Source organism: Candidatus Brachybacter algidus, from assembly GCF_016707225.1.
GTDB lineage: Bacteria > Bacteroidota > Bacteroidia > Chitinophagales > Saprospiraceae > Parvibacillus > Parvibacillus algidus.
Window position 1 is genome coordinate 1206930 of record NZ_JADJID010000001.1, and the last position, 23023, is coordinate 1229952.

The following is a 23023-nucleotide window of genomic DNA, read 5'->3' on the forward strand; positions in this document are numbered from 1 at the left end:
TAGATTCGATTATGTGCAAAGGTGCCATGGAATTCAATAATAATTTTTTTTGATTTATAGCCCAATCGTATATGGTTCTGCGATATTAGACACCCCGGCTATCGCCACCCCTCTGCCAGAGGGGAAGTTGCGACTTTATTTCTTCTTTTTTATGATTATTTGTAATGATTTCTTACGTCTGATTTCTAACTTATAGAGTTTGTAGTATTCAAATAAATAATCGACATTACAATTATGGATACTTATATAATCAGCTTTGCAATGCCTGCTCTTATTATTCATTATTCATTCTTCATTTTTCATTACCTAATGCGCTTCTAACCAATTCTCCCCAACTCCCGTACTCACCTCGATAGGTACAGCAAGTCCCGGTATTGCATTCTGCATATTACGGATGACGATTTCTTTTACTTGCTCCAATTCAGTTCTTAAGACGTCGAAAACTAATTCATCGTGAACCTGCATGATCATCTTGGATTGAACTCCTTTGCTTATAAACTCTTCATGGATCTTGATCATGGCAAGTTTGATCATATCTGCTGCAGTTCCTTGGATTGGGCTATTCACAGCGATGCGTTCGGCACCGCTTCTTGCAAGTGAATTCCTGGAATTAATGTCCCTAAGATATCTTCTCCTTCCCATCAAAGTCGTCACATAGCCAAATTCGTGAGCTTCATTTACCATTCTGTCCATATAAGATTTTAATCCGTTGAACTGAGTAAAGTATGATTCAATGATTTCCTTTGCTTCTGTCCGCTTAATACCCAGTTGTCTTGAGAGATTCAATGAACCTGCACCATATATAATGGAGAAATTGACAGTTTTCGCATTTCTTCGTTGTTCAGGGGTCACTTCCTCCAATGGCACTCCATAAACTTTAGCTGCAGTGGCTGAGTGAATGTCCAGTCCTTGTTGGAATGCTTCTACCATAGCTACATCCTTACTTAATTCAGCTATCAACCTCAATTCAATTTGAGAATAATCCGCTGAAAGAATAACATGGTCGGCATCCTTGGCTATGAATGCTTTTCGAATTTCACGACCTTCAACCGTTTTGATAGGAATATTTTGAAGATTCGGATTATTAGAACTCAGTCGCCCAGTAGCAGCCAAAGCTTGATTAAAACTACTGTGAACCCTTTTCGTCACAGGATTGATCATTTTAGGTAAGGAGTCAACATAGGTTGACCTAAGTTTACTCAAACTTCTATGGGAAAGAATCTCAGCCACAAACTTATACTCCAGGGCAAGTTCTGAAAGCTTTACTTCATCTGTAGAGAATTTGCCTTGCTTTGTTTTTGCCCATCTATAAGGTATTTTCATTGTTCCAAATAGTAATTCTCCAACTTGGGTTGGGCTATTGATATTGAATTCCTGACCTGCTTCTTTGTAAATGTTTTGTTCATATTCGGTGATTCTATCACTTAATACGATGCTGTATTTTGCCAAATAATCAGGATCAATATTCACACCTGCCATTTCAAGATCGGCAAGGACGTATATTAGTTTACTTTCGATATCTTCATACAATTTTTCTGAATTGATCTCTTTCAAACCAGGTAATAGGAAATTGTATAATTGAAGCGTAATGTCAGCATCTTCCGCAGCATATTCTTTTATCTGCTCCAATGGCACTTCCCGCATGGAGATCTGACTGTTTTTCTTCTCCCCGATCAGTGCTTCTATGGCAACGGGCTTATATTTTAGATAGGATTCTGACATGTAATCCATTCCATGTCTAAGATCAGGTTCCACAAGATAATGAAGTAACATCGTATCAATGAGCTTTCCTGCAAGTCTTACATTATATTTTATCAACACGCTGACGTCATATTTGAGATTTTGACCGATCTTGTCGATTTCCGGATCTTCAAAAACTAATCTGAGTCTGTCGACGATTTTTTGAGCTTCAACTTGGACTTCAGGAACCGGAATATAATATGCTTTATGTGGTTCTGTACTTAGAGAAATACCTACAAGTTCTGCGACAATTGGATCCAATGAAGTGGTTTCAGTGTCGAAACACATGAACTTTTTATCCTGAATATCTCCAAACATTTTAGCCCACTCGATCTCTGAATCTACTACAATATATTCGTGATCTACATTGCTGATGTTAAATTCAGCATTGGAAATTGCTATATCAAAAGTACTTGTCTTAACATCGCTTTCAGTCGTTTCGAATAATGATCCCTGCTCACTTCCTACTCCTTTGGTCACTTTGTTTGGCTTAGATTTCTCGGGAAGGTCCAATACACTTCTACCTAAGATAGTTGTAGCCAATGTCCTGAATTCCAGTTCTTTAAATACTTCCATTAAAGCTTCTTTATCAAACTCTTCCATGATGTAATGAGTTGATTCGAATTCAACTGGAGCATCCAGGTGAATTGTGGCTAGTGTTTTAGAAAGCCTTGCTAGATCAGCTTTTTCAGCTACTGTTTCAGCGAGTTTCCCTTTAAGGTTTTGTGCATTAGCAATAATATTTTCGACATTATCATATTCTGCTAATAGCTTGACAGCAGTTTTCGGGCCTACACCGGGAAGGCCGGGTATATTATCTACTGCATCACCCATCAATCCAAGAAGATCAATAACCTGGTCAATACGCTTGATCTCCCACTTTTTTAGGACATCATCTACACCAAGGATTTCGATGTCATTACCAAATCTGGCAGGTTTATATTGAAAAATATTTTCAGAAACGATCTGAGCATAATCTTTGTCCGGTGTCACCATAAAAACTTGAAAACCTTCCTTCTCTGCCTTTTTAGCTAAAGTACCGATGACGTCATCTGCTTCAAAATTTGGAATAATCTCTACTGGGATCCTCATACCTTTCATAATCTGAATAATGTATGGAATGGCAAAGGAAATGTCTTCCGGTTGGGCATCTCTTTGTGCTTTATATTCTGCATAAAGCTCAGTTCTGAATGTACCTCCTTTTGGATCGAATATAACACCTAAATGTGTTGGTCTTTGATTGGTGATCAATTCCCAAACGGATCTGACGAAACCGTTAATAGCAGAAACGTTTTGGCCTTTGGAATTCATCAAAGGTCTATTGATAAATGCATAGTGAGCGCGATAAACCATGGCATGGCCATCTATGAAAAATATTCTCTTTTCGGCAGACATATTTGAAAATTTAGATTGTAAAAGTAATTTATTCTGCAGGAATTTGGATACAGACTTGAATTATAAAAGAATATATGATGTCTAACCGGTTTCGTTTAAAATGTAATATGAAATTTAAGTTCGCAAAAGTTATACTTTCAATTGGCTAAATGGCACCTGCTCTGCTTAAAAAAATAAGAGAATTATGAAATAACCAAATATTTATAAAACTTAAAGTCTTTTGCCATTACCGCAAATAAGAATCGAAGATAATTACACTAATGATGCTTCGCATCCAACACGAATTTATTCGTGCAAATTCGTGTAATTCGTGGCAAAAAAAATATATTGCGATGGACTAGTAGGAATATTCATTTAGCCATCAAATATTATCAACTAATTCGAATCCTAAAGAATTGGGATCATCAAATTTATATTATACAAAGCCAAAATATGCTTATATCTTTTATCGTTTATAAGATTTTCAAACAAATTTGTAGGTTTTGATTTTAAAAATTCTATTCAAAAAGAGCCACTTTTAAACGACTTTTATTAAATTTTACAAAAAAGTACGTTTGCTTTTTAACAAATTATAAATTTTTGTATCTTTGCCGTGCAAAATTAAATTTACACAATCTTTGCTTAATTAAAACTACCAAGTGGAAAAGACCCTTGACGAAAAATATATATTACAGAACAACACACCAGTTAGCTTGGTGTCCCTTTCTGTGATTGCTTCCTCTAGCTTTTTACCAAATGCGAATTGTGCATCTTTCATTTTGCTGCACTTACGTCACCACCTCACTCAAAGTTTCAACCTTTCTAAATAGTATCCTAAATGACATTAATTAAATTGTTATCTTATATTGGTATAATTGCTTTACTAATTACAGTAGCGACAATATATTTTAAGAGATCAAATAATTATTTTATCAGTTTTCTGCAACACTTTTGTGGAACGCTTTTCATTGTTTCAGGATTCGTTAAGGCGGTTGACCCTCTTGGAACATCTTTTAAAATGGAGCAATATTTCACTTCATTTTACTACACCTTCGAAAATACTGCATTTTCGTTTATTGCACCTATATTTCCATTTTTTAATAATTATGTAAATGTATTTTCCATATCTACTATTGTTTTAGAAATGGTATTAGGGGTTATGTTGGTACTAGGTATTAAGCCTAAGTTTACAGCTTGGGCTTTCTTCTTGCTGATGTTGTTCTTTACTATCCTTACAGGATTTACATATCTGACGGGATATGTACCGATGGAAGCTAATTTCTTTGAATTCGGCAAATGGGGCGAATTTGCCACATCTAATATGCGAGTTTCTGATTGTGGTTGTTTTGGAGACTTTCTGGTTATGGCACCTAAAACATCATTCCTTAAAGATGTATTTTTATTGATTCCGGGGTTGATATTTATAATTTACACTCGTTTATTTCATAAATTATTCAATGCGGGTGCCAGACTTGGTCTTTTTATAATAAGTATTATTGGATTTTTATTTTATTGCCTCAATTTTATGTATTGGAATGAGCCATCTGTTGATTTCAGACCATTTAAAGAAGGAGTGAACATCAGAGAACAAAAGGTAAAAGAACAGGATGCTGAATCAAAAAGACCTGTCAGTCAAGTAATCACTCCAAAAGATGGAGGACCTGTAGTTACCCTATCTATGGATGAATATATGAAGCGTTTTGCAGAGTTTCCAAAAGATAAATTTGATATTCTGCAGGTTACAGGTGAATCCACAATTGCTCATTCTAAGATCAGCGATTTCAGAATTACCACTGCTACAGAAGCTGGAGATGATTTCACTGATCAAATATTGCAAGACACGGGTTACAGTCTCATGATCATTAATTATAAAGTAACTTTGGATACTGAAATGAAAATGGTTGAAGTCATTGATACTATATATGCTGCTGAAGATTCTATCAAGACAATGTATGATAGCACCAGAACTATAGCAAGTATCAAGAAAACTAATGAAGAGGTTGAAAACACAATATTCAAACAAGATTGGTTGGACGCTTATAAAGGGAAGATTTTGCCATTGATAATTAAAGCTCAGAGTAAAAAAATGGCAGTAAATGTAGTTTTCGGAGGATTAAGTGTTGGACAAATGAATGATGCTAAAGCAGCTTTAAATATTGATTTCCCTGTATATCAAGGAGATGAGACAATATTAAAGACTGTTATACGATCAAATCCTGGTATTCTACTTTGGAAAGATGGTGCGATCATTAAAAAATGGCACATCAACAAAGCACCCGATTGGGCCGAGATTGAAACTTATATGAAGTAGAAATCAAAAATTTATATTTAATATTATTCAATTTCGTAATATTACAGTTCAAAAAATAAGATGCTAAGTAGAAGAAATATCAGAGTAAAAGTGATGCAAGCGTTGTATTCTTTTTATACGACTGAGGGATTGTCTAAGGAAGAAGTATTGTCTTACTATGATGATACTATTAAAAGCTCTTATAATCTTTTATACTATCAGTTATATCTAATGGTGAAGATAGCTGAACACTCTAAAGACGATGTTATTAAAAGGCAAGCTAAATTACTTCCTTCAGAATTTGATAAAGCTTTTACAGCTAAATTCTATGAAAATCCATTAACACAAACAATTGCAGCTAATAAAGAACTTCAAAAGATTGCACTAAAATATCAATTTGAAGAGAAGACTCCGGAAGACTTTACCCGAAAATTATATAAAACTTTAAGTCTAACTCCTGAATATGCTGCTTATGTTTCAGGAGAAGGATCAGGCGAGGAAGATCAGCAGATCATGTTGTTCTTGTTCAAAGAGCTCTGTAAGCAAGAATTTTATAATGATACTATAGAAGATATCTTCTTTAATTGGCTGGATGATCAATCCATAATTATAGGAACTGTAAAAAAAATTATAAAGGATTTCAAGACATCCAAGGAAATCTCAGAAGAATATGGACCATCAGATGAAGCAATAAATGAATTTGGTAGAGAAATGCTCAAGTATGTCCTTGTCAACAATGAAAGTCTTGAGAAAACATTGGGCCCACTTATTGATAATTGGGACATAGAGCGCGTGGCTTTTATTGACATGATATTAATTAAAATGTCAGTGGCAGAAATGCTAATATTTCCAACAATTCCTACCAAGGTTTCCATCAATGAATATGTAGAATTAACGAAGGCCTACAGTACTGATAAAAGTAAAGATTTCGTTAATGGTATTTTAGATAAAGCATTACACACTCTTTCAGAAAGTAAAAAGATCAGTAAATCAGGAAGAGGTTTACTGGATTAAGTAATTTTTTAATTAAAATCATGTTTACCTTCCACTGACTAATAGCGGTTATATTTCTATTTACTTGATTTCTATTTAAGAAAATTGAAAAATAGCTGTTAAAGTTAGTGGTTTGATACAAAAAATTAAATACATACAGATGAAAAAGTTCCATTTTTTATTAATGTTTAGTCTCTTCTTTGGCACAATAGTCATGGCACAGAATGCAGACTTTAAAAATTCAGTTGGGCTATCAGCAAGAGTTCAAAATGGCAATCTTTTAAACGATCAGGATTTTGAATTTGCCAGTTCAATTTTGAACATTGATGCTTCATTTACCCGAAATATAAATTCTTGGCTCAATGTGTCGGTGCCTGTTGGAGCAAATTTATTTGTAAGTGATGCTATAGATAATAAATTTGCCGGTATTCATGGAGATATCCTTGCTCAGATCGGTTTGTTTGATAGATCCAGGATAGCAGCTCCTTATTTATATCTTGGACCATCTTTTATCCTAAGCAAAGATTTTGTTGAAGATAAATTGAGTGTGTTTGACATTGCGGCAAGAGCTGGTATTGGTGCAAATTTTAAAATTGCAGATCAATTTCTGATTGGTTTAAATATAGGATACAATAATACATTTGATGAGAATCAGAAAGGATCATTAGACGCAGGTATTGGCTTTTACGTCCTCTTCGGTGGAAGTGGTGGTGGAAATAAAGCTATCAATCTTAAACAACTAAGTAAGAAGGATACAGATGGGGACGGAATTGTCGATATTAAAGATGAATGTCCTACCTCTCCAGGTGTTGCTGCTTTCAATGGTTGCCCAGACACTGATGGTGATGGTATAGTTGACTATCTTGACAAATGTCCAACTGAAGCCGGTACAAAGAATACTGGCGGATGTCCTGACAAAGATGGTGATAATGTCGCTGATAAAGATGATAAATGTCCTGATGTAGCCGGAGATATTACCTATGGGGGATGTCCATTTATTGATTCTGATGGAGATAAAGTTCCGGATAATGAGGATGATTGCCCACAAGTTAAAGGGCTAGCAAGATACAGAGGATGCCCGGATACCGATGGTGACGGTGTTCCTGACAATATTGATAAATGTAAAGATAAAGTAGGGACAGTAGAAACTATGGGATGCCCGGATACAGATGGCGATGGCATTCCTGATAGCGAAGATAAATGTCCTACAAAAGCCGGGACAGCTGAGCTAAATGGTTGCCCTTCTGCAAACCAAGCAGATATAGACATTTTGACCAATGCCTCAAGAAGTATAAAATGGACAGATGGTGCATTTGTACTTAATTCTACTAGTCAATCAGCCATAGATAAGGTTATTGCCTTATTGAAAAAAAATAAAAAATATTCTCTAGTTATAACTGGCTTTAGCGATGATAAAACGCTAGTAGATGAAGTTGGTAATCTTAGTAAATCAAGAGCAGACGAAGTGAAATCTTACATGGTAAGCAAAGGGATCACAGAAGATAGAATTACAGCAAAGGCGGGCAATCTGCCAAAAATTTCCACCAGAAAAGTTATGTTTGAATTAAAGTAATATTCATTCGTTAATAAATATTAAGTACACTATAAATAGTTGTTTCAGATGTCTCATGACAAAGTAATTATATTAGATTGCGGTTCTCAATATACTCAGCTGATAGCCAGAAGGGTAAGAGAATTAAACATTTTTTGTGAGATATATCCTTTCAATAAGATTCCAACTCTGGGTGAAGATGTTAAAGCTGTCATCATATCAGGCAGCCCTTTCAGTGTCAGAGATGAAAATGCTCCAACTATTGAATATGGACCTTTCATTGGAAAAATACCCTTATTGGGTGTTTGTTATGGCGCTCAATATCTTGCTTCTCGCGAAGGTGGAAGGGTAGAGCGCTCTGAACAAAGAGAATATGGTAAAGCGATATTAAAAATAGAGGATCTTGAGGATCCTCTATTTTATAATATTTCTCAAAATAGTCAAGTTTGGATGTCTCATGGGGATTCTGTACTTGCAATTCCTGAGGGATTTAAGAACATTGCAACTACTGAAGAGAATGAATATGCACTTTTTAAGAAAGAACAAATAGCTGATGAAGCTCCTGTATATGCATTCCAATTTCACCCAGAAGTAACACATACAGCGAATGGATTGCAGTTATTGTCCAATTTTCTGCTGAAAATAGCAGGTGTAAAAGCTGATTGGACACCTAACGCCTTTATAGAAGAATCCATCGAAAATCTTAAAACTCAGATTGGATCAGAAAAAGTACTCATGGCGCTATCAGGTGGTGTAGATAGCACTGTAGGTGCGACACTACTACATAGAGCTATTGGTGAAAACCTTATCTGTTTCTTTATTGATAATGGTCTTTTGCGCAAGAATGAATACAATGAAGTGCTGGAGGATTACAAAGAACTAGGATTGAATGTAGTAGGGATAGATGCCCGTGACCATTTTTACGATGCATTAGCAGGAAAAGAAGACCCTGAAGATAAACGTAAAGCAATTGGTAAGGGGTTTATAGATGTATTTGAGGAAGAAGCTCACAAACTTGGGGATATCTCTTGGTTAGGTCAAGGGACAATCTATCCTGATGTTATTGAATCAGTTTCTGTTCATGGACCTAGCGTCACCATTAAGTCTCATCATAATGTTGGTGGACTTCCGGAGCATCTAAAACTTAAAATTGTTGAGCCACTGCGTATGTTGTTCAAAGATGAAGTTCGCAGAGTCGGTCTTGCACTAGGATTATCTCCCATATTTATTCAGAGGCAACCTTTTCCCGGTCCTGGTCTGGGAATCAGGATCCTTGGAGAAATCACACCGCAAAAAGTGGCTATGCTTCAGGATGCTGATGATATTTTTATAAAATTGCTTAAAAAGGAAAATTTATACAATGAGGTTTGGCAGGCTGGAGTAATACTTTTACCTGTGAGATCAGTTGGTGTGATGGGTGATGAACGTACCTATGAAAATGTAGTTGCTCTAAGGGCAGTGTCAAGTACAGATGGTATGACTGCTGAATGGAGTAGATTACCCTATGAATTCCTGGCCACAGTTTCGTCCGATATTATCAATAAAGTGCGAGGAATCAATAGGGTTGTTTATGATATTAGCACTAAACCTCCTGCTACGATTGAGTGGGAATAGTATTAAATTAATATTAGATTATGGTTTTCATTCGATGTTATTATTTTTCATGACATCCATCTAATTGTAAGATGTTTATCTTTGCAAAACTAATTCGAACAAATTATGGTTTTTAGATTATGAAAGGCAGACTAATATTCTTCAGTTTCATGAGTGCGATTCTATTTTTGTGTAGTTGTAATACACCTAAAAAATTATCCAATACTGATACTACTCGTAAGGATAATACGGAATCTAAGAAACCATCAAAAGATCCTGATAAACCTAAGGAAGATAGCTCAAAAATAGTTAACGATCCCAGAAGTATTCCGGAAAAACCAATAGAACAGCGACCTAGACAGGAAGAGCCATTTAAAAGGCTTAAAAAGGAAAATATTAATGTTGTGCTGGCATTGCCAATGGATGGTGGCTATGAGGTGAACAGGTTCGCTGAATTAATTAATGGATTTGGGCTTGCTTCAGAGTCATTAAGTCCAGGTAAGTTGAAGATAAAGGTAGAGGTTATCAATATTGGTAATACTAATTCTGAAGAAGATCTTTTAAACAGATCGGCTATCGAAAGGGCCGATATTTTAATTGGAGGTTATCAAACGAGTCAGGTAAAAACATTAGCTAAAATAGCTTTGGATAAAAAGATTCCATTCATTTCCATTTGGAATACTTCAGAAGAAATAATTACGAATAATCCGTATTATGTTCAATTAAAGCCATCACTTGATACCTATTGTAAATCAATAGCTGAATATGTTTCTAGTGAATTTAGGCCTCAAATGGTATTCATAATGATAGAAAATCGCAACAGTAAGGACAATAACACATTGGAAGCTTTTAAGTTAATTTACGACGGAAGCAGAACTCCTTATAAAATTATTTATACTTCTGAAAATAATACAGATTGGAAGAATTCCTTAGCAGGATTAAATAATGTTGTATTTAATATTCCAAATTGGGAGAATAAAAATTGGGTCAGTTCTATTTTGAATCAAATTAATAGCCTAAAAAAAAATAAATCATTTATAGTCACAGGAATGCCTCAGTGGATAGAATGGGATCAGATGAATTTTAATATTTATGAACAATTATCGCTTCATATTCCTGTATTCAATTATGTTGACATGGAATCTATGAATGCTTCCTTATTTAATGAGTCATATTATAATAAATACAATACATGGCCTTCTACAGAATCATTTTATGGAAGCGATATATTAAATATGGTCCGTAAGATTTCAACAGATTTAAGTGAGGGGTTAGTTTTCAATCCTAACAATCAGATTTCAGGAAATTATTTTTCAAATTACCAAATTTCAAATTATACTAAACCTACTTTAGAAACTAATAATAGTGAATCTTCATACAGTCACAACGTTTACATAACAATTGAAAAATTTGAAGGAGGTCGATTTGTCCAGGTCAAATAAGAATTATGTTTCACTAAATCCATATACAGGTGAACTTCTCAATGAAATCCCTTCTTGGACGAACAATCAAATTAGAGTTGCGATTGACAATTCGAAAACAGCATATAAGGCATGGAAGCAAGTGGATATTGCAGAAAGAAAATTATTTTTAGAAAAGCTTTCTCGTTACTTGCTAAAAAATAAGGATTATATTGCTCGCACAATTACGGATGAAATGGGCAAACCCATTGCTCAAAGCCGTTCTGAAGTTGAAAAAACAGCTTCACTTTGTGATTATTATTATGGAAAACTGGAAGAGCTTGATATTCCAACCAAAATACAGTTGGAACAAGGAAGATTTGGTCTGGTACAAGCTCAGGCACAAGGAGGAGTATTGGGTATTATGCCGTGGAATTTTCCACTTTGGCAAGCCTTGAGATTTGCTGTACCAGTGCTTTGCGGAGGAAATGTTGTGTTGTTAAAGCACTCTCAAAATGTTGGTCTAACAGCGCTTTTAATCGAACAGGCTATCGAAGATTCATGTGGCATTCCAAATGTTCTTACTTCAATGTTTATAGAGCATGAGGATGTAAAAGCAATCTTGGCTGAAGATCATATTATAGGAACTTCAGTGACAGGAAGTGAAAGAGCTGGAATTTCTATAGGTTCCATCGCAGGAACTAATATCAAAAAAAGTGTAATGGAACTTGGGGGAAGTGACCCTTTCCTTGTGTTGAAAGATGCAGATATTGCATTTTCAGCATCTCAAGCAGTTAAAGCCAGATTGAATAATAATGGACAAACATGTATAGCAGCAAAGCGGTTTTATTTGGATAAAGTTATTGCTGATGAATGGCTAGAGCTATTCATTAAAGAGATGAAATCTTATGCCGTAGGTTCTCCATATCATGAAAAAAATAAAGTCAGTGGACTTGCGAGGGAAGATCTTGCTAAAAATTTGTCCTATCAAGTTCAAAAATCAGTGAAGCAAGGTGCTTCATATTTATTAAAAGGTGGAATTGATGAGCAAATTTCAACTGTTTACCATCCTGAGATATTAATGAATATAGCGACAAATAGTCCATTGGAAGTTGAAGAAACTTTTGGTCCTGTGGCTTCAGTATTTGTGGTAAAAGATGAAAATGAAATGCTGCAAAAGGTTAATAATTCAAGATTTGGTCTAGGGGCCAGTGTCTGGTCTAAGGATATAGAAAGAGCTTTGAAGATTTGTGGACAGGTCGAAGTTGGTTCTGTAGCTATTAATCAAATGATGAGCAGTGATCCAAGGCTTCCTTTCGGAGGAATTAAAAAATCCGGATTTGGAAGAGAAATGGGTGCAGAAGGATATTATGAATTTCTCAATCTTAAGACGATCATTGTTCCCAATGAATGAAAGACGCTTAAATAAATTTAACGAGGTTGCTAAAAAATCACAGCTAAGTATAACCCTTGTTTTAGAAAATGTCAATGACTCCCATAATATCGGAGCAATATTGCGTACGTGTGATTCTATTGGTATTAGAAAAATTTCAGTAGTAAATACGAATGAAGGCAAGTTGTCTGAGCAGTTAATTTTAGGTAAAAGGTCTTCTATGGGCACTCGTAAATGGGTAGATGTAAAATTTTACAACAGCTTAGAGGTATGTATGGAAGAAATAAAGAAAAGTCATACTTATATTGTTGGTGCTGCTTTGTCAGATTTGGCAGGAAATTATTTCGAAACTGATTTTACGCAGTCAATTGCAATTATGTTTGGAAATGAACATAGTGGATTAAGTGATATGGCATTGTCTTATTGTGATGCCCAGGTATTGATTCCACAGGTTGGTATGGCAGAAAGCCTCAATGTATCAGTCGCTGCCGCAATCATCCTTTACGAAGCTTATCGTCAAAGATATAATGCCGGAAAGTATACAGACAATCCTGACTTAAATACCACTCAGTCTCAGGAAATGTTAGAAGTTCTGATAGCTAAGACAAAGATAAAAACACGAAATATTCCGAGGTATAAATTAAAGCCGATAGACTGATTTAATTTTGCGACTTTTTATTGGAAGATTAATATACCTTTATTTTTAATATTAATCTAATTGTTTTTTAAAAAATATATACTAATAGTAAAAATATTTTTTAACTTCAATAATTATTGCGCTTCCATTCAAAAACGTTTATTATGCAACCTAATTTTATAGCAATTTTTGTCGCCGCTTTAATTCCTTTAGTCATAGGATTTGTTTGGTATTCACCTAAATTATTTGCTAATGCATGGATGAATGCTGCTGAGATCTCCGAATCTAAACTAAAGACTGGCAATATGGCTTTGACTTTTATTCTCACATATGTATTCAGTATATTAATAGGTTTTATGATTCAATTTGTAACTATTCATCAATTCGGTGCTCTGGGTATGGTAGGTGGAGACATAGCAGGTGCAAAACAATCTTATTCAGCTTTCATGAATGATTATGGACAAGCTTTCAGATCATTTAAGCATGGTGCATTGCATGGTGGGATGGTAAGCATTTTATTTATTTTCCCAATCATAGCAATTAATGCACTATTTGAGCGTAAATCGTGGAAGTACATTTTAATAAATACTGGTTATTGGTTAGTCAGTTTAACGATCATGGGCGGAATTATTTGTAGCTGGCAGTAATCAGCAATCAGTGATGAGTAATCAGTGATGAGTGATCAGTAATAAAAGCTTAGATTCAAATTACTTTTTATTCAATCTTTGCTACTTATAAAATCAGTGTAATCATAAAATCCGTTTAATCCGTGATTCTGACTGATTGTATCCTTATCACCTTTCCTTGGTAATGGGTAATTAGTAATAGGTAATGCGTGAAGATTTGGCGGAGTGACTAGGTTTTATCAGTAATCAGTAATGGTAATCAGTATCAGTAATCACTCGTATCAAGCATCTCACTTCAAGCATCTATTATCTAGTGTCTAGCATCTGATCTCTGACCTCTGACCCCTAATTTTGATGCATACGATTTATCATATCTGCCTGAGCTTTAATTGTATTATGTAAAGATAATATCTCTTCATTAGAAAAAGCTGATTGTTGAGCACTTCTATTATGCTTGAATCTTGATATTTTAGATCTCACGAACCAAACCTCTTGGATATCATTGCCTTGCATTCGATACATATTATAGGACTCATTGTCAGAATGCATCTCTAAATGTTTATGTTTACGAAGATTATTAACTACCCTCTTAACTACAACATCTCCACGAGTAACTACTACATATACATGATGGTCTCTTATACTTGATTCCCAAAGAGTAGGTTCAAGATAGCTGCAGATTAATATATCATGTTCTTCTATAGACGGTTCCATTGAATCACCGCGTACATCAAAACTTCTGAAAGTGCCTGTCTGATAGGTTATATCAGGAAGTGTATATGATGGAAGGTCCCTCATCATCTCGAGGTTGTTTAATTCCTCTGCATAGCCGGCTTGAGCGGGCATCGGAACATGAACTATTCTTTCGTCATTATCCTTATCCGTTACTAATGTCAGAGTCTTAAAGGAATATTGATTGTCTTCATCTAAAAATATTTCACCTTCACCCATGAAAAGAAATAAAGGATTTACATTATATCTCGCTATTAACTTCTGTATAACTTCGATCGGAACATCTCGTTTTCCCTTTACCACCTCACTCAGACTTTGAGGAAGGTAGTCTAATGATTGGCTGAGTTTTCTTGCGCTTTTGACAGTGCTGTCTTTTATTAGTTTATTGACAACCAAAACAAATCGCTGTGAAACAACATTTGCCATATTTATTTAATTTATATAGTTCAGTAGCAAAGGTAATAAGATATTACAATAAATCAACAAGTATGTTAGCAAAATATTTAAATAATTTAATTAATGCACAGGAAAGTTACATGAATTAGTTGTTAATTGTTATTTGTTAATTATTAGTTGTTACTTATTAGTTGTTGCTTTTGGTGATGGTATGTTAAAAGGTGAGAAGGTGCGAGGGTGAGGGGGACGGATCCCTCTGGGATCTGTCCCCCCAATGGGTCATGACCCATTGGGGTTGCTGCGCTCCGCGCAGCAACCCCAGAAATATCCAAATTATTCTTAATATTGTAAAAAAATAAAAAGTTGGCTAAGGCAAAAACAGTATATATATGCACTTCTTGTGGCGCTAACAGTCCAAAATGGATTGGCAAATGTCCATCATGTGGAGAATGGAATACTTACCAGGAAGAATTGATCCAAGCACCTGTAAGTGCTAGAAATAAGGGCACTTGGGCGCCAACTGAGAGCAAAGCAAAAGTCTCTGTCAAGCCTAAGCTATTGAAAGATATTGAAACCAATAATTATCACAGAATAAAAACCCAAGATGAAGAACTTGATAGAGTGCTTGGCGGAGGAATAGTTCCAGGATCAGTAATTTTGGTAGGTGGTCAGCCAGGTATAGGTAAATCTACTTTGATGCTACAAATCGCGATGCAGCTTGATGTAAATGTATTGTATGTATCTGGTGAGGAAAGTGAGGAGCAGATAAAATTAAGAGCTAATAGGATTAACCAGGATAATGGTAAATGCTATATTTATAGTGAAACTGATGTAACTGCCATTCTTCGACAGGTTGAAGAAATTCAACCTTCTATAATGATTCTGGATAGTATTCAAACAATGTACCTTGATTGGTTGGATTCATCAGCAGGCAGTATAAGTCAAATCAGAGAAACCGCAGCTGAATTGCAGAGATTTGCAAAAGAGAAAAATGTAGCCATTGTAATTATTGGACATATAACCAAAGATGGTGACCTTGCCGGACCAAAATTGTTAGAGCATATTGTCGACACCGTTTTGTATTTTGAAGGCGATAGACATTACGCTTATAGATTACTTAGATCAAGAAAGAATCGTTTCGGATCAACTGACGAGATTGGCATTTATGAAATGGCCGAAAGTGGATTGAGGCAAGTTCCAAATCCGAGTGATGTGCTATCAGGACATCGAGACGAGGCTTATAGTGGGAATGCAATAGGTGTAGTAGGTGAAGGATCTAGGACATTTTTACTTGAAGTACAGGCTTTAGTAGCAAGAGCTGTATATGGCACCCCACAAAGATCTGCTACAGGTTATGATTCTAAAAGAATGAATTTACTTTTAGCTGTACTGGAGAAGAAATGTCAGCTGCCAATGGGTTACAATGATGTATTTCTTAATATTGCCGGTGGCATTAAAGTGGATGATCCATCCATTGACCTTGCCTTAGCTGTTGCTATTATTTCATCTTTGGAGAATAAGCCTGTGCCTCAAGGTTTCTGCTTTGCAGGAGAAGTAGGATTGTCTGGAGAAGTTCGTCCGGTTCAGAAATTAGATCAAAAAATTAATGAGGCAGAAAGAATGGGATTAACTACTATTTTTATTTCAAAATATGCAAAGTATACTGCTAGTAATCAGCTGAGAATTAATATTATACAAGTAATTAAGATCGAGGAATTACTTGATATTTTCAATTAAGGGCTTTTTAAATTATATGTTTTTCTTGATCTAAGTGATTTAAATACCTTTATTTTCCTACTTTTATTGGTTTTTTGTCCTAAAAGAAAAGACAATTTAATGTTGTAATAAATTTAAATGAACTTCCTATATGAGTAAAGAAAATAACAATCGCATGCCACGGAATATGAAGCAGTGGAATACTATGAAGGGTGAAAATTCCTGGACACTTTTCAAAGTAATTTCTGAATTTGTGGATGGTTTTGAAACTCTAAATAGAATAGGACCGTGCGTTTCGATATTTGGATCTGCCAGGACGAAACCAGGAAGTAAATATTATGAAATAGCCACAAATATTGCCAAAAGATTAACTGAAGAAGGATATGGTGTTATTACCGGAGGTGGACCTGGAATCATGGAGGCGGGTAATAAAGGAGCATATGAAAGTAGCGGTATCTCAGTTGGCTTGAATATAGAATTACCTTTTGAACAAAACCATAACCCTTATATTGATCCAGATAAAAACTTGAATCATAGGTTTTTCTTTGTTCGTAAGGTAATGTTTGTTAAATACGCACAAGCATTCGTCGTAATGCCTGGTGGATTTGGCACAATGGACGAATTGTTTGAAGTTTTAACTCTTATTCAAACAAAGAAAGTAAGTCGCGTACCAGTTATATTATTTGGAGTAAATTATTGGAAAGGACTTAAGCTTTGGATTAAAGAAGTAATGGGTGAGGAAGAGGGGAATATAAATCCGATCGATATGGATCTTATTCCAAGTACAGATGATATAGAAGAGGTGATTCAGATCATCAACGATTACTATGAAGGTGAAAAACAAGTTAGACTAAGACCAAACTACGAACTTTAAAAGAAAATTAATGGACTATTTTAAGGAATCATTATTCCTGCACAAACAATTAAAAGGTAAAATTTCAGTACAATCCAAATTTACAGTTAGAACAAAAGAAGATCTTTCGCTAGTATATTCTCCGGGAGTTGCTGCTCCTTGCCTTGAGATAGCTGCCAATCCTGCTTTAGTGTATGATTATACGATGAAAGGAAACACTGTGGCTATCGTATCAGATGGATCTGCCGTGTTAGGATTAGGAAATATAGGTGCCGCTGCTGCCATTCCTGTTATGGAAGGCAAGGCTATGTTGTTTAAGCGCTTTGCACAAATAAATGCGTTTCCGATATGCCTGGATACTCAGGATACTCAGGAAATAATAGATACTGTAAGAAGAATCGCGCCTGTATTTGGAGGTATTAACCTTGAAGATATTAGTGCTCCTCGTTGTCTAGAAATTGAAAATGCCTTGCAAGATTTAGGTATACCTGTATTTCATGACGACCAACATGGCACTGCAGTAGTAGTGTTGGCAGGGTTGATAAATTCTGCGAAGCTGGCTGGGAAACGATTGAATGAACTAAAAGTGGTCATTAATGGAGCAGGAGCAGCCGGTATAGCCATTGCCAGATTATTAAGATGCGTGGAACATGCCACAGGTGATGTTTGTGAGCCGGTGAAAGAAATATTTATTTGTGATACAAAAGGTATTATATGCAGAGATCGTGAAGATCTGACTGATGCAAAAAAATCTTTGCTCTCCTTCACTAATTTCGAAAACAGATCAGGTAGTCTGAAAGATGCTTTGATCGATACTGATGTGTTCATAGGCGTAAGTAGTGCCAACCTTCTTGACAGGCATGACATTGCTACCATGAATAAAGATTCTATCATCTTTGCCCTTGCAAATCCAATTCCAGAGATTATGCCTGATGAAGCACATGCAGGAGGAGCATTCATCGTAGGAACTGGAAGAAGTGACCTTCCTAATCAAGTGAACAATGTACTTGGTTTTCCAGGGATATTCAGGGGTGCATTGGATGTAAGAGCTCCTCAGATATCAGCGAGTATGAAGTTGGCAGCTGCATTTGCGATCGCTGAATGCGTCTCAGAACCAAGTAAGGACAACATAATTCCTGCCACGCTGAATGAAGAGGTAGCTTACAAGGTTGCCGAAGCGGTTAAAAAGGCAGCGACGGCGGAATGGGGTTTGGAGCAGATATATGGCTTTTAGGTAATTGTTAGTTGTTAATTGTTATTTGTTATTTTGTTGATGGGTCATGTTTGTGGTGACGCAGAAATAATACATTATAACAAAAACAGCTATTGATAAATATCAAAACCTAACTCCTTATACTAACAAGCTAAAACGCTAAAGCGCTAATGCGCCAACACGCTAAAGCGCCCCCTATACCTCAAATAAAACTAGTTTACACTACAACACTAAAGACCAAAGCTCAGCGATCCAAAGCCTAAAGACCTTTTAATATTTCCTGATTACAATTACTCCAATTATTACCAGCAATACACCGATAATTCGTTGTATATTAATTTCCCTTACCGGAGTACCCAAAAAGCCAAAGTGATCAATGGGCAAGGTGATAAGCATCTGGCCAAGAATAGCAAGGCTAAAAGTCATTGTTACTCCAATTCTCGGAATAGCCAAAATGATTGCGGTAATGAATATAGCTCCGCATATTCCGCCAGTCCATGCAATTAGTGGTGCATCTTTGGTTTGATAAAAAAGCGCAAACGGATTTTTAGTAAATAAGAGACAAATCCCAAGCGCTATACTTCCTACAATAAATGAGATGAAGGAGGACAAAATTGGGTTGCCAACAAATTGAGTTAATTTATTATTGATTGCACCCTGCGTAGGTGTAAGCACTCCTGCTAAGATGGCGAGTAGAATAGGAAGCCAATTTGTCAAAGTATTATTCGATTTTTAAAGTTTTAGAAAGTACCGCATTTTCCATTTCAGCTTTATAATTCTGGAGTTTTAATGAAAGTTGAGTATCATTCGTTGCGAGGATTTGAGTCGCCAGAATACCTGCGTTTTTAGCACCATTTAGAGCTACTGTGGCGACAGGAACGCCTCCTGGCATCTGAAGAATAGATAAAATGGAATCCCAACCATCCACTGAATTGGAAGATTTAATTGGAACACCAATCACAGGGAGGATCGAAATAGCAGCCACCATTCCTGGAAGATGTGCAGCACCACCGGCTCCTGCAATAATGACTTTTATGCCTTTACCTGCTGCTCCTTTTGAATAGGAGAATAACAAAGATGGTGTTCTATGGGCAGAGACAACCATAGCTTCATATTTAACCCCAAAGGATTCAAGTATTTTAGCTGCATCCTGCATAATTGGCCAGTCTGAATCTGATCCCATGATGATTCCAACCAGAGGCGTTTCATTATCCATTTTTAATATTTTTAAAGTTTGATTTGACGATTTCAAGTTTATCTTTCAATAATTTAACATCATCACCAACAATATTGATATGGCCCATCTTTCTAGCGGGTTTTATTGTCGTCTTTCCATATAAATGTACATAAACTCCCGCTTCATTCAGTGTTTGATGCCATCCATCGAAGTCTGCATTACCCTTATCATCCTCTTCACCAATGACATTATACATTATCCCCGGTGAAATTATTTTTGTTGAACCAAGTGGTAAATTTGAAATTGCCCTTAAATGCATTTCAAATTGAGAACACACGGCATTATCGATAGACAAATGCATGCTGTTATGAGGTCGCGGTGCTATTTCATTTAGGAATACTTTGCCATCATTGGTTATAAAGAATTCAAAGGCACAAATACCACAAAGCTTAAGTTCTAGCATTATCTTCTTAGCAATTGAATTCATTTCATAGACTTGAGCTTCAGGCAATTCATATGGATAATGCACTTCAGATAATATATGATTATCATGGTCAAAATGCATAGCTACAGGAGAATACACCGCCAATTGGCCATCAGGATTAGCGGCCAGCATTACTGCTACTTCAATTCCTATATCTATTTTATCTTCAAATGCACCTGCAATATCATCAAGTTCATGAACATCATCCATGGAATGAATGGTTCTGACACCTTTGCCATCATAGCCCATTTCTGCACTTTTGTAGATGCATGGAATTTTACCTTTCCAAGTAGCAAACACTTCTAATGCCTGAGTTTTATTTTCAAAAGTAGTGAATTCAGGCACCGGGATTGAAAGTTTCTTATAAAATTCCTTTTGAGTATTTTTGTTTTTAATGATCTCCAGTGCATTTGGATTCGGATGAATTTCTTTACCCAAAGCTTGTAATTCATTGAGTGCCTGCAGATTGACGTGTTCTATTTCAATCGTTATTACATCCTTATCTTGAGCGAATGCCATGACATCCTCATAATTTCTAATATCACCTTGGGTATAAAATCCGTTGAACAAAGTTGCGGGAGCATCATCTGAAGAATCCATGCAGTAAACCGGCATATTCCAGCGCTGTGCAACTTCCTGAAGCATTCGACCTAATTGGCCGCCACCCAAAATGCCAATTCTTTTAAACATCATTTATCTGTATAGTTCAAAATAATAATTAACAACTAATAATTAACAATTTACGGCTATTTGCTTTGCTCGATCAATAAATCAAAATGGTTGCAAAGTATTTTTAAAATTGCATTTGTATCTCCATTGTTATTGATGATGATGTCTACATCATTTTTATATGGTAAAATATATTTTTCGTAGGATGGCAGCACATGAGACTCATATCTATATAAGACATCATCCAATGGATAGTTTCTTTCAGATTGATCGCGTTTGATCCTACGTATGATTTTCAATGCATCCTTGGCTTCAACAAATATTTTTAAGTCAAGTAATGACTTAAGGTCTGTCATATGCATGATGAAAAGTCCCTCCAGGATCATTATAGGCGCAGGATTGATAGTGATCTTAGATGGCTCCGCCAAAAGATTGTTAAAGACATATTCATCACGCTCAATAGATTCACCACTAATTAGCCGAATGATGTCCTTGAAGAAAGAGTTTACATCAATTGAGTCAAAAAGATCAAAATTTTGGACTCCGTTTTCATCATAAACTTGAAGTGTTCTGGGCTTGTAATAGTTATCCATAGATAAAATACAAATTTCATCAGAAGTATATCCTTCAGTTAACTTCTTAAGAAATGAAGTCTTTCCGGAGCCACTACCTCCTGTTATCCCAACAATGTAGGGCTTATGCATAATATTCCATATGTTTGATCATGGTCGCAAAAATAGATTTTCAAATTTACTTATTAAGAATAATATCATAGAGATTTAAAAATAATCCTATTTTAGCTTGATAATAGGCATAATTCAATCCTGCATAAACGATATATTAATGGATATTTTCTTAACTATTGGACGTGGCATTCTCGGCTTAGTGTTTCTTTTGTTTATATGTTATTTGTTCAGTGCCAATAGGAAAAACATTGATTGGAAGTTAGTTGGCACAGGAGTTTTGATTCAAATATTATTTGGATTAGCGATATTACGGTTGCCATTTGTAACTAATATATTTCAGTTTTTTTCAGATGCCTTTGTAAAGTTGATCAATCTTAGCCATGAAGGAACAGCATTTATATTCGGAAGATTGGCAGATCCTTCAGGAAGTTGGGCTTATGTATTTGCTGTTCAGGTATTACCGAATATCATTTTCTTTGCTGCTCTATCCTCTGTATTGTATTATCTGGGTATTCTTCAAAAGATCGTTTATGTGCTTGCATGGGTACTTAATAAATTAAAAATTACAGGACCGGAGAGTCTATCAACAGCTGCAAATATTTTTCTTGGTCAGACAGAAGCTCCATTAATGATCCGACCATTCCTTGAAAAAATGAACAAATCGGAGATTCTTTGTATTATGGTGGGTGGCATGGCAAATACAGCAGGTTCAGTACTCGCAGCTTATGTTGGCTTGCTGGGTGGAACTGACCCTATGCAACAGAAATATTTTGCTTTGCACATGCTGACACAATCAATTATAAGTGCTCCGGCAGCTATTGTTTGTGCAAAGATGCTCTTCCCACAGGAACCTGATTTTGTTTATGAGAAAGAATTGGAAATACCTAAAGAAAAACTTGGTGATAATTTATTAGATGCTATTTCGCTTGGTACGACCGATGGTTTAAAACTGGCAGTAAATGTTGGAGCAATGTTGATTGTATTTACAGCTATGATGGCAGTTTTAAATTACACATTATTTAAAGTTGGTGATTGGACGCATATCAACCCGGCAATTGCAGAATTTAGCGGAGGCAGATATCAAGGCCTTACTTTTTCCATGATTCTTGGTTATATTTTTGCTCCAGTCGCATGGTTGATTGGTGTTAATTCTGGTGAGATGATACAGGTTGGCCAGTTATTAGGTGAAAAAACGATCATAAATGAATTTCAAGCTTATATCACTTTTGGTGCAATGAAATCTGAAGGTGTAATATCAGATCCTAAATCTATTTTGATAGCCACTTACGCTTTATGTGGATTTGCTAACTTTGCTTCAATCGGAATTCAAATTGGTGGAATAAGTCAATTGGCACCCAATCAACGTAATAACTTAACTACATTGGGAATGAAAGCTTTACTGGGCGGAACGATTGCTTGTTTGATGTGTGCGACGATAGCGGGGATGATTTTAGGCTAGTGATGAGTAATGAAAAATAAGTAATGAGTAATAAGTAATT

The 23023-nt window shown here is 35.7% G+C and carries 18 protein-coding genes; 12 read left to right on the plus strand and 6 right to left on the minus strand.

Annotated features, from left to right (window positions below; all coding sequences use genetic code 11):
* Positions 1-306: 306 nt before the first annotated feature.
* Positions 307-3135: a DNA polymerase I gene (gene polA / locus IPI15_RS04875; protein WP_287419374.1), complete on the minus strand. Its 2829-nt coding sequence runs from the start codon at positions 3133-3135 to the stop codon at positions 307-309.
* An 817-nt stretch (positions 3136-3952) separates the two neighbouring features.
* Between polA and IPI15_RS04880 the strand changes: the two genes are divergently transcribed.
* From IPI15_RS04880 to IPI15_RS04915, 8 genes are all read left to right on the plus strand, one after another.
* Entirely contained in the window at positions 3953-5425 is a 1473-nt protein-coding gene (locus tag IPI15_RS04880) for a MauE/DoxX family redox-associated membrane protein (RefSeq protein ID WP_287401114.1), read from the plus strand.
* 60 nt (positions 5426-5485) lie between these two features.
* On the plus strand, positions 5486-6418 hold the full coding sequence (gene nusB, locus IPI15_RS04885; protein WP_287401115.1) for a transcription antitermination factor NusB: 933 nt from the start codon (positions 5486-5488) through the stop codon (positions 6416-6418).
* A gap of 139 nt (positions 6419-6557) precedes the next feature.
* A complete protein-coding gene (locus IPI15_RS04890) occupies positions 6558-7970 on the plus strand; it encodes a thrombospondin type 3 repeat-containing protein (RefSeq protein WP_287401116.1) in 1413 nt (470 codons plus the stop codon).
* Between the two features lie 48 nt (positions 7971-8018).
* Positions 8019-9563 (plus strand): glutamine-hydrolyzing GMP synthase, encoded by a 1545-nt coding sequence (guaA, locus tag IPI15_RS04895; protein ID WP_287401117.1) that lies wholly within the window; start codon positions 8019-8021, stop codon positions 9561-9563.
* A 119-nt stretch (positions 9564-9682) separates the two neighbouring features.
* On the plus strand, positions 9683-10984 hold the full coding sequence (locus tag IPI15_RS04900) for an ABC transporter substrate-binding protein (protein WP_287401118.1): 1302 nt from the start codon (positions 9683-9685) through the stop codon (positions 10982-10984).
* A complete protein-coding gene (locus IPI15_RS04905; protein ID WP_287401119.1) occupies positions 10953-12356 on the plus strand; it encodes an aldehyde dehydrogenase family protein in 1404 nt (467 codons plus the stop codon). The genes IPI15_RS04900 and IPI15_RS04905 overlap by 32 nt, the downstream gene beginning before the upstream one ends.
* Positions 12349-12993: a TrmH family RNA methyltransferase gene (locus tag IPI15_RS04910; protein ID WP_287401121.1), complete on the plus strand. Its 645-nt coding sequence runs from the start codon at positions 12349-12351 to the stop codon at positions 12991-12993. Before IPI15_RS04905 ends, IPI15_RS04910 begins: the two co-directional genes overlap by 8 nt.
* A gap of 143 nt (positions 12994-13136) precedes the next feature.
* A complete protein-coding gene (locus tag IPI15_RS04915; protein ID WP_287401122.1) occupies positions 13137-13619 on the plus strand; it encodes a DUF1761 domain-containing protein in 483 nt (160 codons plus the stop codon).
* A 324-nt stretch (positions 13620-13943) separates the two neighbouring features.
* Here IPI15_RS04915 and IPI15_RS04920 read toward each other — a convergent pair whose 3' ends face one another.
* Entirely contained in the window at positions 13944-14756 is an 813-nt protein-coding gene (locus tag IPI15_RS04920; RefSeq protein WP_287401123.1) for a S24 family peptidase, read from the minus strand.
* A 333-nt stretch (positions 14757-15089) separates the two neighbouring features.
* On the opposite strand from IPI15_RS04920, the gene radA reads away from it, so the two are divergent.
* From radA to IPI15_RS04935, 3 genes are all read left to right on the plus strand, one after another.
* On the plus strand, positions 15090-16463 hold the full coding sequence (radA, locus tag IPI15_RS04925) for a DNA repair protein RadA (RefSeq protein WP_287401124.1): 1374 nt from the start codon (positions 15090-15092) through the stop codon (positions 16461-16463).
* A gap of 130 nt (positions 16464-16593) precedes the next feature.
* On the plus strand, positions 16594-17316 hold the full coding sequence (locus IPI15_RS04930; RefSeq protein ID WP_287401125.1) for a TIGR00730 family Rossman fold protein: 723 nt from the start codon (positions 16594-16596) through the stop codon (positions 17314-17316).
* Between the two features lie 10 nt (positions 17317-17326).
* The gene (locus IPI15_RS04935; RefSeq protein WP_287401127.1) at positions 17327-18529 is read left to right on the plus strand and encodes an NAD(P)-dependent malic enzyme; all 1203 of its coding nucleotides are present in this window, start codon (positions 17327-17329) and stop codon (positions 18527-18529) included.
* A gap of 249 nt (positions 18530-18778) precedes the next feature.
* Here the strand turns inward: IPI15_RS04935 and IPI15_RS04940 are convergent, their stop codons facing one another.
* Genes IPI15_RS04940 through IPI15_RS04955 form a run of 4 tightly spaced genes read right to left on the minus strand, consistent with a single transcriptional unit; the run spans position 18779 to position 21542 of the window.
* The gene (locus tag IPI15_RS04940) at positions 18779-19225 is read right to left on the minus strand and encodes a DMT family transporter (protein ID WP_287401128.1); all 447 of its coding nucleotides are present in this window, start codon (positions 19223-19225) and stop codon (positions 18779-18781) included.
* A gap of 4 nt (positions 19226-19229) precedes the next feature.
* Positions 19230-19724, minus strand: coding sequence for a 5-(carboxyamino)imidazole ribonucleotide mutase (purE, locus tag IPI15_RS04945; RefSeq protein WP_287401130.1), 495 nt, complete (start codon positions 19722-19724; stop codon positions 19230-19232).
* Positions 19717-20862: a 5-(carboxyamino)imidazole ribonucleotide synthase gene (locus IPI15_RS04950; protein ID WP_287401131.1), complete on the minus strand. Its 1146-nt coding sequence runs from the start codon at positions 20860-20862 to the stop codon at positions 19717-19719. Before IPI15_RS04950 ends, purE begins: the two co-directional genes overlap by 8 nt.
* 53 nt (positions 20863-20915) lie before the next feature.
* Positions 20916-21542, minus strand: a complete 627-nt coding sequence (locus IPI15_RS04955; protein ID WP_287401132.1) for a uridine kinase family protein — start codon at positions 21540-21542, stop codon at positions 20916-20918.
* A 139-nt stretch (positions 21543-21681) separates the two neighbouring features.
* On the opposite strand from IPI15_RS04955, the gene IPI15_RS04960 reads away from it, so the two are divergent.
* Entirely contained in the window at positions 21682-22983 is a 1302-nt protein-coding gene (locus IPI15_RS04960; protein WP_287401133.1) for a NupC/NupG family nucleoside CNT transporter, read from the plus strand.
* Positions 22984-23023 lie beyond the last annotated feature (40 nt).

Bases quoted from the DNA above. Each gene is read 5' to 3' on its own strand.
- guaA (WP_287401117.1), top strand. From the start codon at position 8,019: ATGTCTCATGACAAAGTAATTATATTAGATTGCGGTTCTCAATATACT.
- IPI15_RS04930 (WP_287401125.1), top strand. From the start codon at position 16,594: ATGAGTAAAGAAAATAACAATCGCATGCCACGGAATATGAAGCAGTGG.
- IPI15_RS04950 (WP_287401131.1), bottom strand. From the start codon at position 20,862: ATGATGTTTAAAAGAATTGGCATTTTGGGTGGCGGCCAATTAGGTCGA.
- IPI15_RS04880 (WP_287401114.1), top strand. From the start codon at position 3,953: ATGACATTAATTAAATTGTTATCTTATATTGGTATAATTGCTTTACTA.
- IPI15_RS04960 (WP_287401133.1), top strand. From the start codon at position 21,682: ATGGATATTTTCTTAACTATTGGACGTGGCATTCTCGGCTTAGTGTTT.
- IPI15_RS04920 (WP_287401123.1), bottom strand. From the start codon at position 14,756: ATGGCAAATGTTGTTTCACAGCGATTTGTTTTGGTTGTCAATAAACTA.
- IPI15_RS04910 (WP_287401121.1), top strand. From the start codon at position 12,349: ATGAATGAAAGACGCTTAAATAAATTTAACGAGGTTGCTAAAAAATCA.
- IPI15_RS04955 (WP_287401132.1), bottom strand. From the start codon at position 21,542: ATGCATAAGCCCTACATTGTTGGGATAACAGGAGGTAGTGGCTCCGGA.
- purE (WP_287401130.1), bottom strand. From the start codon at position 19,724: ATGGATAATGAAACGCCTCTGGTTGGAATCATCATGGGATCAGATTCA.
- IPI15_RS04900 (WP_287401118.1), top strand. From the start codon at position 9,683: ATGAAAGGCAGACTAATATTCTTCAGTTTCATGAGTGCGATTCTATTT.
- IPI15_RS04935 (WP_287401127.1), top strand. From the start codon at position 17,327: ATGGACTATTTTAAGGAATCATTATTCCTGCACAAACAATTAAAAGGT.
- polA (WP_287419374.1), bottom strand. From the start codon at position 3,135: ATGTCTGCCGAAAAGAGAATATTTTTCATAGATGGCCATGCCATGGTT.
- IPI15_RS04915 (WP_287401122.1), top strand. From the start codon at position 13,137: ATGCAACCTAATTTTATAGCAATTTTTGTCGCCGCTTTAATTCCTTTA.
- nusB (WP_287401115.1), top strand. From the start codon at position 5,486: ATGCTAAGTAGAAGAAATATCAGAGTAAAAGTGATGCAAGCGTTGTAT.
- IPI15_RS04890 (WP_287401116.1), top strand. From the start codon at position 6,558: ATGAAAAAGTTCCATTTTTTATTAATGTTTAGTCTCTTCTTTGGCACA.